Origin of the sequence: Leucobacter sp. cx-42, from assembly GCF_014529985.1 — a bacterium.
Lineage (GTDB): Bacteria > Actinomycetota > Actinomycetes > Actinomycetales > Microbacteriaceae > Leucobacter.
Genome location: NZ_JACVMU010000005.1, coordinates 152,996 through 165,146 on the forward strand (window position 1 = coordinate 152,996; position 12,151 = coordinate 165,146).

Here is a 12,151-nt window from a genome sequence, read left to right on the forward strand (position 1 = left end):
TTCTAACTGTCAAGCGAGGCGGCTACTGGCGCCCAGAGCTAGCCTCGGGCCACCTGACACTTCTCGCACAGGCCGAAGAGATCGACGACGTGGTCAATCTCGGCAAACCCGTGCTCGGCGCCAACGGTGCGAGCCCAGTCTTCAACGACCGAGGCCTCAAGCTCACGGGTGGCGCCACAGGAGCGGCAAATGAGGTGGTGATGGTGATGGTGCGTGCCGCAGAAGCGGAAGATGTTCTCCCCATCGGGTGAGACGATAACGTCAGCCTCCCCCGACTCGGCCAGGTCAGAGACCGCACGGTATACCGTCGCGAGACCAATCGTGGATCCCTGCCCACACAGGCGTTCGTGCAGCTCGCGAGCACTTACAAAGCCGCGGTGCTCGACGAGCGCAGCGCGCACCGCCTCGCGCTGCCAAGTATTGCGCTTCACCTTTGGCTGCGCTGTCGCCTGCTCCGCCCGCGAGCCCCGGAGCGCGTGCGCCGCGTGAGCGTTCTTGGGCTGGCCCACTTGCTGATCAGGCATGCTGACCATCACCTCCACATTCGGTCTGCGGTTCCACCGTACCCAAACGTGCGCCGTCTCGGGTGCGAAGCCGCGCACTTCGTGCAGAGCGCACCATTGCCCGCCCCGCAAGCGCAGCAACGTAGACCGCAGTCGCCACCAGCCCGACCGCGCCACCAGCGGCGAGATCGAACTCGCGTGACACCCAGAGTCCGAGAAGCCCGGTTGCTACGCCAAGGGCTGCCGCAATGGGCGGCACCCAGGTGATGGTGGGGGCGATGATCCGCGCCGCTGCTGCAGGGGCAATCAGGATTGCAACGCCCAGAATCGCACCCACGGCAGGCATGGCCACAACCACCGCGGCGGCAATGACGCTCGTCACCACGAGCTCGACCGATGCGGTGGAGAATCCAGCAGCAGTGTAGCCAGCGGGGTCGAAGGTCTGGAACAAGATACGGCGCCGGAAGAGCCACACAACCATCACGGACAGGACCAGCACGACACCAGTCGCGATGACATCAGCGGGCGCGACGCCAAGCGGCGACCCAACCAGCAGCGCCTCGACCGGCACCCCAAGCCCAGGGTTGAGGCCCGTGAGCAGCGTGCCGAGAGCGAACCCGAAGGCCAGCACGACGCCACTGGAGACCTGCGAACCCTGACCGGGCACCTTCGCGAGGAGCCCCATGATCGCAACGAGCACCGCCGCGAAGAGCGCCTGCCCGATGAGTAGGTTCCAGCCAGCGAGGGCGAACACCACACCACCGGGGAACGTCGCGTGACTGAGCGCGACCGCAAAGAATGAGCGGCGGCGCAGCACCACGAGTGTTCCGGCGACACCTGCCAGGAGGCCCAGCAGCGAAAGCTCAATGGCCGCGAGCGTGAAGTAACTCATGCGTGGCTCCTCCCGTTTCGTGCATTCCGAGGTGCGATGCCGCGCACCACCAGTGCAACAATGTATGCCGCAATAAGCATGAGGACGATCAGTGCACCGGGCGAGGCTGAAGCCCCCGCACGCACCGACCAGTCAAATGAGAACCACAGCCCGAGCACGCCTGCCAGGAGCGACACCAAGACCGCCAGCGGCACGAGGAGCCCCAGGCGCTGAGTCAGCAGACGAGCGACCGCCATTGGCACGACCAGCACGGCGATGACCATGAGCACGCCCAGCGCCTGCACACCAGCCACCACGGTCAGGGCGACCGCGATATTCAAAGCAAGGTCCGTCGCAAACGGTCGGAAACCCGCCGACTCGGCACCGACAGGGTCGAACGCACGCATGAGCTGCGCGCGACGACTCACGAGCACGATCGCAGCAGCAACAACGGCAACGATGATGATCTGCCAGAGAACGTCGCTCGTCACCATGAGGATGCGGCCAAAGAGCAGGTCCTGCAACTGCGAAACGTAACTCCCCCCGCGCGAGATCAGCACCACTCCCAGGCTGAAGAGACCGGTGAGCACCACCGCTACGCCAGCGTCTGATCCACCGCGTCGGTCAGTGAGGGTGAACAGCACTGCCGCGCCGAGTGCGGCGACTGCTGCGCCCGGCAGGATGCCGGCGGATCCGCCAAGCAGAAAACCGGCGACCAGGCCGGGGAACACCGCATGCACGAGGCCGTCGGTCACGAATTCCATCTCGCGGAAGCTCACGAACAGCCCCACGATGCCTGCTGCGACAGAGATCGCAATTACGGCAATGAGGGAACGGCTCATGAACGGCATGGAGAACGCGTCGAGCACTGAGTAGTCGAGGCCTACGGCCGCCACCAGGGATACCATCACGGGGTATCCACTTCGTGGGTCGTTGTCACGGTGTGCTCATCAATCTCAACGGTGACTTCATGGAACGCATGCTTGACGGCATCGAGCGTGAGCGCCTCATCAAGCGGGCCAAAGGCCGCCGGATGCCCCGGCTCCCCCGGCACGTGTCCCGAGGCGAGGAGCAGCACGTGCGTGCACGCCTCACGGGCGATCTCGAGGTCGTGGGTCGACACGATGACTGTGCGCCCCTCCTCGCGCTGCGCGCGCACCAGCTCGAGCAGCACGTCACGATTCTCGCGGTCGAGGCCATTGAACGGCTCATCGAGCAGCAGCAAGCGCGGCTGCGACACCAGCGCTCGGGCAAGAATACCTCGCTGCTGCTGCCCGCCAGAGAGTTCGCCGAAGAGCCGGCCGGCGTGATCGGCCAAGCCAACGTGAGCAATCGAGGTATCGATTGCCTCGCGGCCCGCACGCCCAATGCGGCCAAAGGCTCCGGCCTGGCGATACAGGCCCATCGCAACGACCTGCCGCAGCGTGAGCGGCAAGCTCGTATCGCGTGCATCCGACTGCGGAAGCACGCCGATGTCGCGACGAGCCGCGGCGGGAAGCTTGCCGAGCACATGCACGGTGCCTCCCGTCAGATCAGAAAGGCCAAGGAGTCCACGAAGCAGTGTGGATTTTCCTGAGCCGTTCGGTCCGATCAGTGCAACCGCCGCCCCCTCAGGCACATCAAGGGTGAGGTCGTGCACCCGGGCGCGACCCGCGTACCCGAACGCTGCGCGGTCGAGCGAAATTGCGGCGGTTGCCTGATTGTTTGTCACGAGGTTCATCCCTCCATTGCGGCGTCTACTGCGGCGGGCGGATCAGTCACACTGCCACCCCAGGCCTCAATAATTGCTCGTGTGTTGTGTACGGTTGCCCCGACGTAGCTCTCTGCCCCGGAGCCTGCAGCGCCAAGTGAATCGGCGTAGAGCGCGGTGTCGTCGACGACCGTGACGTTCGCCTCGCGGGCGATGGTTTTTGCAAGCTTCGGACTCATTGAGGACTCCACAAAGATGGCCTGTACGCCACGTGCGTGAATCTGTTCAACGAGTGCGTCAATCTGGGCCGCACTCGGCTCGGCGTTATCTTCAAACGAGGGCAGGATCGCACCGGCGAACCCGATCTCGTAGTCGTGCAGGAAGTAGCGAAGCGAATCGTGCCCACTCACGAGGACGCGGTCGGCTTCGGGAACAGCGGCGAACTGCCCAGCAGCCCACCTGTCGAGTTCGGTGAGCGTTGCGATGTATTCTGCACCGCGCTTCGTGTAGTTCGCAGCATGCTCGGGATCCGCCTGTGCGAAACCGTCTGCGATCTCAGACACCATCCCCTCCGCGTAGCGCGGGGCGGTCCACAGGTGCGGGTTGGTGTCACCGTGGTCATGACCGTCGTGATCAGTCGCGGTTTCACCTGCGGCCTCGTCTGCGTGCTCAGCGTGATCGTGATTCGCCTCGTCGACGTGATCGTGGTCGTGATCGTCGGCGTGGTCGTGGTCATGGTCATGGTCATGATCATGCTCATCAGCCTCAGCAGCGGCCGCAGCAGCGATCCCGCTGGCCTCGTCCTCACCCTCGGCCGTGATGCGCTTTGCCTCCGCGAGATCAATGCCATCGGCCGCGGTGATGACCACGCCGTCGAATCCTGATGCCTCAACCGCACTGTCCAAGAAGGACTCGAGGTTTGCACCGTTCACCACGAGCACATCGGCCTGCCCGAGGGCAAGCAGGTCTGCGGGGGTGGGATCGAAGTGATGCGCGGATCCGCCAGCAGGGAGCAGCCCCGTCACTTCCGCATCGTTTCCACCAACCTGGGTGGCGAAGTCGGTGAGTTGCGTCGTGGTAGCGACGACTTTCAGCTTGTCGTGCTCAGCATCTGCAGCATTGGTACCGCAGGATGTGAGCAACAGTGTCGCGGCAAGCGCGATTCCAGTGGCCCCGAGCATCTGTGTTCGCTTGGTCAGTGAATGGTGACGCATAACGTGTCTTCCTAATTGAGAACGATTCTCGTTCTAGCAATGCGCCAACTCTAACCCTTATTGATACCCATTCGCAACAAGGTGCTCATATGCTGGTGTCATGTCCGCGCTTCCCGACTCAGCATCCGAGCTCACCGCCGCCCTCCGCGCGGGTGAGATCACCGCCCGCGAAACCGCAGAACACTTCCTTGCGCAGATCGAAACCCACGCAGGCCTCGGCGCCTTCGTATCGGTTTCCGCAGAGCGCGCCATCGATGCCGCCCACGAGGCAGACACCCGCCGGGCTGCGCTCACCCGCGAGGAGCGCACGGCACTCCCAATCCTGCACGGCGTCCCGGTGGCACACAAAGACCTCACCGCCGTCATTGGCTCGCCCACGACCCGCGGCAGCGCGACGAGCATCCCCCTCACCCCCTCGCGCATTGACTCCCCCGGCGTCGCCGCCCTGCGAGCGGCCGGCACGATCTCCCTCGGCAAGACTCAAGTTCCGGAATACGGACTCACCGCATATTCCGAGAACCGCATAGCTCCCCCGGCCCGCAATCCGCTCGATCCAACCCGCACACCGGGTGGTTCGAGTGGCGGATCCGCTGCCGCGGTCACAGCCGGCCTCCTCCCTTTCGCACCAGGGAGCGATGGCGGTGGATCGATCCGCATCCCCGCCCTTGCCTGCGGACTCATCGGCCTCAAACCCGGACTTGGTACGATGCCCACTGACCTTGCGAACGGTCCACGCGATGAATTTGGCGCGCCACAGCTCACCGTCTCAGGGCCGCTCGCGCATACCCCCACCGACGCTGCCCTGCTCGGTGATGCCATGCGAGGCGTTTCACGTGCAACAGCACCGAACTCCTGGAGCCTCGCCGTGCACCGGGCTGGCGATCTCACAGGGGCGCGGATCGGCATCAGCACCACCTCACCCTTCGCCGACACGTACGACATTTCCCTCTCGAGCGAGGCCAGGCAGGCGCTCGACATCGCCGTGCGCAAACTCGGCACCCTCGGGCACCATCTCGAAGAGACCTCGTTCAGCTACGGCGACTACGCCGAGACCTTCGGCAAGGTATGGACGGCGGGCCTCTCCCTGCTCGACTTCACACCTGAGGAAACGTCGCTGCTCATGCCACTCACCAGGGTCTTCCGCGAACGCGCGCTGGCGCGCGGCGAGGCCACTCATCGCGCGGCCGCAACGCACCTCCACTCCCACGCGCAGCACATGCGCGCGCAGTGGGGGCTGACCGACTTCGTACTCACCCCAGGCCTGGCGATGACGGCACCTGCCATCGACGCCTTCACACGCCTCTCCCCTGACGCTGACTACGAACTGCAGTGCCAGTGGGCCCCCTACACGTCGATGGTCAACGTTGCTGGGCTTCCCGCGATCGCGGTTCCCATCATGCGAACCGCTGATGGCATGAGCATGGGCGTCCAGCTCATCGGTCGCGCAGGTTCAGAGGCTGGCCTCCTGCAGCTCGCAGAGCAGCTCATCAGCACGTAATCACCCGAAAGGCAGCTCGTCGCATGCACTACCACCACCGCGAAGACCGACCGTCGATCTTCCCGCTCCGGAAGCCAACGCGTCGATCCGCGACACTTGCTGGCATCGTCCTGATGATCTTCATCGCGACAATTGTGGCCACAGTCGCCCTGTGGCCCGCGAAGGAAGACGTGCCGCGGCAAGAATCAGGGTCTGTGGCAAGTGGCGAGGTGGTCGATGCGCGCGTCACACACGTCGAAGCCGTGGCCTGCGTGCAACCGCAGCTCCAGGCCGGCGACCAGACCGGTGGCCAGGCCGCGGACCAAGCCAGCCAGGACGGCCAGGCGAACCCGCAGAGCAGCAATCAGCAGCCGAACGCCGAAGCCCCCACAGCCACCGACTGCCTGAGCGTGCGCGCGCACCTTCCCGTCGGTAAGCCAGTCGCGTTCTTCATGGATGCTGAACGCGCCAAAAGCCGCCCCGTAGCCGTCGGAGACGCGGTGCGCCTCATCGCCCATGACTATGTCGTTGACGGCGAGACCGTCACGAATTACTCGTTCTATGACTACCCGCGCGGCGGCAAAATGCTCGCCGTCGCCATCTTGTTCGTGCTCGTCGTCGTACTGGTGGGCCGGGTTCGCGGCGGACTGGCGCTCATCGGCGTCGGCGCGGCCGTCGCGTTGCTCGTCATGTTCATCCTGCCGGCAATTCTCGCGGGCCACTCCCCTGTGCTCGTCGCCATCGTCGGCTCCCTCGACATCATGATCATCGTGCTGTACCTCGCCCACGGGTTCTCTCACCGCACGACCGCGGCTCTTTTCGGCTCGATCTTTGGCATCGTGTTCACCGCGGTCGCGGGAGCTATGGTCACGCGCTGGCTGCGATTCACTGGCATCTCCACTACTGAGGAATCGAGTCTGTCCATCTCAGTGCCGGGTATTCAGATGAATGACATCCTGACGGCAACAATCGTCATTGCCGGGCTTGGCGTGCTCAATGACATCACGGTGTCCCAGGCCTCCGTTGTCTGGGAGATGCGTGCACTTAACCCACACCTCTCACGCCGCCGCATTTATGCGTCAGCAATGCGGGTCGGGCGCGATCACATTGCCTCGAGCATCTACACACTCGTCTTCGCCTATGCCGGATCGATGCTCGTCGTCCTCCTGCTCATCTACGCGTTCCCGAAAGACCTCATCGAGCTCGTCACCTCCGAGCAACTGGGTCAGGAAGTCATTCGCACACTCGTGGGAGCCACCGGCCTCGTCCTGTCGATGCCGGTTACGACCCTCTGTGCGATCTGGTTCACCAAGCCGGGCGCGGATCACGCCAGCACCGCCCCACCGCGCGCACATGCGCAGCCCTAAAAATTCACACTTGCGCGATACCCTAGGGGGGTATACTCTGGACGCATGATTACCACTACGTACAACGTGACCGGCATGACCTGCGGCAATTGCGAGAACCACACCCGTGAAGAAGTTGAGCAGGTAGCTGGCGTGATCTCGCTCGAGGTCAGCGCAAAGACTGGCCTGCTTGCAGTCACTTCAGAGCAGCCCCTCGACGATGCAGCAATCATCGCTGCGGTTGACGAGGCTGGCTACACCGCAGTTCGCGCGTAGCCCTCGCCCTCAGCTCACGCGGCCGCACGCGCTGGGCGCCGATTCGCACTCGCGATCCGCGCCCACTGTCGACCGGCTCCGCCTGAGCGCACCAGACAGCAAGAAAGGAAGCATCGTGGCAACCGCCCAGCCAAACTTCATCCAGCTCGAACTCGGTGGAATGACCTGCTCCTCGTGCGCCAACCGCATCGAGAAGAAGCTCAACAAACTCGACAACGTCGAAGCAACGGTGAACTACGCCCTCGAACGCGCCACGGTGCATGCCCCAGCGGGCATGGATCCGCAGGTGCTCATCGAAACCGTTGAAGCAGCGGGGTACTCGGCCAAGCTGCCGAAATCCCCCGAGGCGCAAACCGACGACGAGCCTGCGGCAGATCCCGAGCTCACTGCCCTTCGCCAGCGCCTGATCGGCTCGATCTGGCTCTCGGTCCCCGTCATCGCAATGGCGATGATCCCTGCGCTCCAGTTCGAATACTGGCAGTGGCTGTCACTCGCGCTCGCGGCACCCGTAGTCGTGTGGGCTGGCTGGCCGTTCCACAAGGCCGCCTGGACGAACCTGCGCCACGGCGCCGTCACCATGGACACCCTCGTGTCTGTTGGCACGGGAGCGGCGTTCCTGTGGTCGCTCTACGCGCTGTTCTTCGGTCACGCCGGCATGCCCGGTATGACCCACGGCTTCGACTTCTCGCTGCAGCACAGCGACGGCGCAGGCAACATTTACCTTGAGGCCGCAGCTGGCGTCACGATGTTCCTGCTTGCGGGCCGTTACTTTGAGAAGAAGTCCAAGCGCCAGGCTGGCGCAGCTCTTCGCGCACTCCTCGAGCTGGGCGCGAAGGAAGTCTCTGTGCTGCGTGACGGCGCTGAGACCCGCATTCCCGTTGAAGAGCTGAAAGTTGGCGACCAGTTCGTGGTGCGCCCCGGCGAGAAGATCGCCACCGACGGTCGCATCGTCGAGGGACACAGCGCGATCGACGCGTCCATGCTCACCGGTGAATCCATTCCCGTAGAGGCATCTAGCGGCACCGTCGTCGCCGGGGGCACGGTCTCCACGAGCGGTCGCATTGTGGTCGAGGCAACCCGCGTTGGTTCGGACACCCAGCTTGCGCAGATGGCCAAGATGGTCGAGGACGCACAGTCCGGCAAGGCCGACGTGCAGCGCCTGGCTGACCGTATCTCTGGCATCTTCGTACCGATCGTGATCCTCATTGCCCTTGGCACGCTCGTGACCTGGCTGCTTCTCGGCTTCAGCGTTGCTGATGCCTTCACCGCCGCCGTCGCCGTCCTCATCATTGCGTGCCCGTGCGCCCTTGGCCTGGCAACTCCCACGGCTCTCCTGGTTGGCACTGGCCGCGGAGCTCAGCTCGGCATCCTCATCAAGGGTCCCGAGATCCTCGAGCAGACCCGTCGCGTCGACACCATCGTGCTCGACAAGACCGGCACCGTCACCACCGGTGAAATGGCGCTCACTGACCTCGTCTCCCTCGATTCGATCCAGGGCGCGGATCACGACCGCGCCACCCTCCTCCGCTACGTCGCCGCTGTAGAGGGCGCTTCGGAACACCCCATCGCTCGCGCAATCGCCCGCGGCGCACTCGAAGAGCTCGGCATGACCGCGGCGGATCTGCCGCTTGTCACCGGCTTCGCGAACACCGCAGGCAAGGGCGTCGAGGGCACGATCGAGGGCATCACTGTCCTGATCGGCAAGCATTCCATTTCGGGAATGTCTCCCGAGCTGGCAGATCCCGCTCGCGCAGAGCTTGCCCGCCTCGAATCCGAGGGCAAGACTGCGGCCATCATCTCGTGGGGCGGAATCCCCCGCGGTGTCGCTGCGGTTGCCGATACGGTGAAGCCGACGAGCGCTGAGGCGATCCGCAACTTCCGCAAACTCGGCCTTGAGCCGGTGCTGCTGACGGGTGACAATCACTCGGTTGCGGCTCAGGTCGCACGCGAGGTTGGCATCGAACGCGTCGAAGCCGAGGTACTCCCCGGCGACAAGGTCGCGGTCATCCAGCAGTTGCAGGCAGCCGGCAAGGTTGTCGCGATGGTCGGTGACGGTGTGAACGATGCGCCCGCGCTCTCGCAGGCCGATCTCGGTCTCGCGATGGGCACCGGAACCGACGCTGCGATCGAAGCGGCAGACATCACGCTCGTCCGTGGTGATCTTCGCAGCGCGGCTGACGCGATCCGCCTCTCGCGAAGTACACTTCGTACCATCAAGGGCAACCTGTTCTGGGCGTTCGCGTACAACGTGGCAGCGATTCCGCTGGCAGCGCTTGGACTCCTGAACCCCATGATTGCTGGCGCCGCGATGGCTTTCTCGAGTGTGTTTGTTGTGGGTAACTCGCTTCGCCTTCGTCGCTTTAAGGAAATGAGCAAGTAATGACCGAGCGTGATGACCAGTACTGTGACGCAGTTTTCAGCGCGGGGCATCCCGCCGCGCCCGTCCACGAGGACGAGGGCGGCGGGGGCCACGATCACGGCGTAAGCGCCCAGACCGCCACCGGTAAACACCGCAAGCGGCTCATCATCGTACTGGCCATCACGCTCGTGGTCTTCATCGCGCAGGTCGTTGGCGCCCTCATCTCGAACTCGCTCGCGCTGCTCGCTGATGCGGGCCACATGCTCACCGACGCGACGGGCGTGCTCATCGCGCTCATTGCGTCGCTGATCGCCACGCTCCCCGCGACCTCGAAGCGCACGTTCGGGTTGCTTCGCGTCGAGATCCTTGCGGCACTCATCAACGGCATCGTGCTCGGCGTGATTGCTGTCGTCATCTTCGTGCAGGCCATCGCTCGCATCGGCGATGCCCCAGAGGTGCATGCCACCCCGATGCTCATCGCCGCCATACTCGGCGCGGTGGCCAACCTGGTGAGTCTGCTCGTACTGCAGGCGGGCCAGAAGGAAAGCCTCAACGTGCGCGGCGCGTACCTTGAGGTGCTCGGTGACCTCCTCGGCTCGATTGCCGTCATCATTGCCGGCCTCGTGATTCTCTTCACCGGCTGGACGCCGATTGACTGGATCGCTTCGATCGCGATTGCCCTCATGATCCTGCCGCGCGCATACAGCCTGCTGAAGGATGTCGTGCGCGTACTGCTTGAGGCAACGCCAAAGGGCCTTTCCGTCGAAGAGGTACGCACACACATGGAGGCCGTGCCCGGTGTCGCAATGGTGCACGATGTTCACGCGTGGACCATCACCTCGGGCGTCCCCGCATTCTCAGCGCACGTGACCGTCGAAGACGGGGCCTGGAATGAGCGCGGCTACCACGCGGTGCTCGACGAGCTGAAGGCGTGCCTCATCACGCACTTCGATCTGAACCACTCAACGCTGCAGCTCGAGCCAGAGTCGCACGCGGTGAAGGGGATTGGGCTGCATAAGTAGCACTCACCCCCGCGCGCAGTCCGCTGCTTCCGCGCTCAACCCCGCGAAACTGGCAGTCTCACCCGAAACGGGCCCTTTCATACGCCAGAAATTAGGAGTTTCGGCAGAAAGGGCCCGTTTCGCGTAGTTGGGGTCTGGCGCCGCGCCCAACCACGCAATCACATCTGCCAGGGCGCTTCAGCCGTGTGCCATGTCACCCAAACGCGCGGATCGCAAGAGCTTGCAATAGCACCGTTGCTCCGAAGTTTCCCGCTACTAGGAAGCCCAGAAGGAACGTGCGGCGTCGAAGTCGGGCTCGTAATTTTTCAAACAAATACACGGAGGAAAATAGTCCGACTGACAGCATTCCAATGAACACGTTTGAGGCAATTCCCGTGTCAACAACCATGTTGAGGAAGAAATGCCCCCATGAAATGATCGCTGTCGAGGCAGAGATAATGAGAAGCACACCCTGCGTTTGGAGGCCTCGGCCAGAGTCAACTTTTTCCGGACTTACCTGCTGTTCTTCTTCGTTTAGCATTGTGTGCCTACCGCCCACCAAAATGCGCCTACGCCTACTCCTGCCGCGGCGCCAGCTGGTCCGCCTAGTGCAAGCCCCCATAGCGCTCCGTGAGCAAGCCCTAAGGCCCCAGTAGCCACCTGGCACCCGTTGACCTTCCTCGCCCTGCAGGTAACGAAAACTGGTGAAACGTTGCGTGCTACATCTACCGCAGGGGCACTCCTAAGTTTGAAGCTTTCAGCACTGTTCCTGGCGAAAACTTCGCTTGATCTCTGTTCGCGTGGTGCTGTCATCGCTGATGCCGCATTGGCGGGCGTGACGCTTGTTATGGAGCAACACACCGCAATGATGGCGGCTGTAACCAATGGGGTTATTCTGCGCATGGTCTGCGCCCTGCCTTTCTGTTGCTTACGCTTTACCCCCCCTTGCAAAGATTCCCACTGCGCCCATGGACCCACAACGGGACTTAAACCTAGGACGGCGGCAGCGTACGCACTGACCTGCCACGGGATAGACGGTTGCCCTTTCAACGCCTGATCAGACCGCTCTTGCGGCGGCTTGAACGGCCAGCAGACTGGGCAATCATTTTCCCTCAGTTCAGGCGCATTTCAAGTCGCGCACAAGGTGAAGGGGCCCGGTGACTGGCTTTCTGCGCACCACGTACTCGACCGTGGAGGCAGAGTCCTCGACACTGTCCCCGGCCAACGGCCAACCCCGCGAAACCGGCCCGTTCACACGAAAAGGGCCCTTTCATACGCCAGAAACTAGGCGGTTTCAGAGGGTGAGTGCAACACCTGTCCATAACCAGGACAGGAAGCACTCACCCTCTCATGCGCCACTACCCACTCACCATTCGCGCCCACGCACTCACCCTTCTCATCAACGGGAAACCGA

11 protein-coding genes are annotated in these 12,151 nt (G+C 63.5%); 5 read left to right on the forward strand and 6 right to left on the reverse strand.

What is annotated here, in order from left to right:
- Positions 1–38 precede the first annotated feature (38 nt).
- Genes ICM05_RS05905 through ICM05_RS05925 form a run of 5 tightly spaced genes read right to left on the reverse strand, consistent with a single transcriptional unit; the run spans position 39 to position 4,278 of the window.
- On the reverse strand, positions 39–524 hold the full coding sequence (locus tag ICM05_RS05905; RefSeq protein WP_188023657.1) for a Fur family transcriptional regulator: 486 nt from the start codon (positions 522–524) through the stop codon (positions 39–41).
- Positions 517–1,395 (reverse strand): metal ABC transporter permease, encoded by an 879-nt coding sequence (locus ICM05_RS05910; protein ID WP_188023658.1) that lies wholly within the window; start codon positions 1,393–1,395, stop codon positions 517–519. The genes ICM05_RS05905 and ICM05_RS05910 overlap by 8 nt, the downstream gene beginning before the upstream one ends.
- Entirely contained in the window at positions 1,392–2,282 is an 891-nt protein-coding gene (locus tag ICM05_RS05915; RefSeq protein WP_188023676.1) for a metal ABC transporter permease, read from the reverse strand. Before ICM05_RS05915 ends, ICM05_RS05910 begins: the two co-directional genes overlap by 4 nt.
- Positions 2,282–3,085, reverse strand: coding sequence for an ABC transporter ATP-binding protein (locus ICM05_RS05920; RefSeq protein ID WP_353055832.1), 804 nt, complete (start codon positions 3,083–3,085; stop codon positions 2,282–2,284). The genes ICM05_RS05915 and ICM05_RS05920 overlap by 1 nt, the downstream gene beginning before the upstream one ends.
- Before the next feature lie 5 nt (positions 3,086–3,090).
- Positions 3,091–4,278, reverse strand: coding sequence for a metal ABC transporter substrate-binding protein (locus ICM05_RS05925; protein ID WP_188023660.1), 1,188 nt, complete (start codon positions 4,276–4,278; stop codon positions 3,091–3,093).
- A gap of 100 nt (positions 4,279–4,378) precedes the next feature.
- Between ICM05_RS05925 and ICM05_RS05930 the strand changes: the two genes are divergently transcribed.
- From ICM05_RS05930 to ICM05_RS05950, 5 genes are all read left to right on the forward strand, one after another.
- Positions 4,379–5,776, forward strand: a complete 1,398-nt coding sequence (locus ICM05_RS05930) for an amidase (protein WP_188023661.1) — start codon at positions 4,379–4,381, stop codon at positions 5,774–5,776.
- Positions 5,777–5,799: 23 nt separating this feature from the next.
- Positions 5,800–7,122: a YibE/F family protein gene (locus tag ICM05_RS05935; protein ID WP_188023662.1), complete on the forward strand. Its 1,323-nt coding sequence runs from the start codon at positions 5,800–5,802 to the stop codon at positions 7,120–7,122.
- 45 nt (positions 7,123–7,167) lie between these two features.
- A complete protein-coding gene (locus tag ICM05_RS05940; RefSeq protein ID WP_188023663.1) occupies positions 7,168–7,377 on the forward strand; it encodes a heavy-metal-associated domain-containing protein in 210 nt (69 codons plus the stop codon).
- Positions 7,378–7,537: 160 nt separating this feature from the next.
- Entirely contained in the window at positions 7,538–9,757 is a 2,220-nt protein-coding gene (locus tag ICM05_RS05945; RefSeq protein ID WP_188023677.1) for a cation-translocating P-type ATPase, read from the forward strand.
- Positions 9,757–10,758 (forward strand): cation diffusion facilitator family transporter, encoded by a 1,002-nt coding sequence (locus tag ICM05_RS05950; RefSeq protein WP_188023664.1) that lies wholly within the window; start codon positions 9,757–9,759, stop codon positions 10,756–10,758. The genes ICM05_RS05945 and ICM05_RS05950 overlap by 1 nt, the downstream gene beginning before the upstream one ends.
- Positions 10,759–10,951: 193 nt before the next feature.
- Here ICM05_RS05950 and ICM05_RS05955 read toward each other — a convergent pair whose 3' ends face one another.
- The gene (locus ICM05_RS05955) at positions 10,952–11,278 is read right to left on the reverse strand and encodes a hypothetical protein (protein ID WP_188023665.1); all 327 of its coding nucleotides are present in this window, start codon (positions 11,276–11,278) and stop codon (positions 10,952–10,954) included.
- Positions 11,279–12,151: the final 873 nt, after the last annotated feature.

Coding starts and splice junctions, on each gene's coding strand:
- ICM05_RS05950 (WP_188023664.1), top strand. CDS start 9,757: ATGACCGAGCGTGATGACCAGTACTGTGACGCAGTTTTCAGCGCGGGG.
- ICM05_RS05930 (WP_188023661.1), top strand. CDS start 4,379: ATGTCCGCGCTTCCCGACTCAGCATCCGAGCTCACCGCCGCCCTCCGC.
- ICM05_RS05955 (WP_188023665.1), bottom strand. CDS start 11,278: ATGCTAAACGAAGAAGAACAGCAGGTAAGTCCGGAAAAAGTTGACTCT.
- ICM05_RS05905 (WP_188023657.1), bottom strand. CDS start 524: ATGCCTGATCAGCAAGTGGGCCAGCCCAAGAACGCTCACGCGGCGCAC.
- ICM05_RS05945 (WP_188023677.1), top strand. CDS start 7,538: ATGACCTGCTCCTCGTGCGCCAACCGCATCGAGAAGAAGCTCAACAAA.
- ICM05_RS05940 (WP_188023663.1), top strand. CDS start 7,168: ATGATTACCACTACGTACAACGTGACCGGCATGACCTGCGGCAATTGC.
- ICM05_RS05925 (WP_188023660.1), bottom strand. CDS start 4,278: ATGCGTCACCATTCACTGACCAAGCGAACACAGATGCTCGGGGCCACT.
- ICM05_RS05910 (WP_188023658.1), bottom strand. CDS start 1,395: ATGAGTTACTTCACGCTCGCGGCCATTGAGCTTTCGCTGCTGGGCCTC.
- ICM05_RS05935 (WP_188023662.1), top strand. CDS start 5,800: ATGCACTACCACCACCGCGAAGACCGACCGTCGATCTTCCCGCTCCGG.
- ICM05_RS05915 (WP_188023676.1), bottom strand. CDS start 2,282: ATGGTATCCCTGGTGGCGGCCGTAGGCCTCGACTACTCAGTGCTCGAC.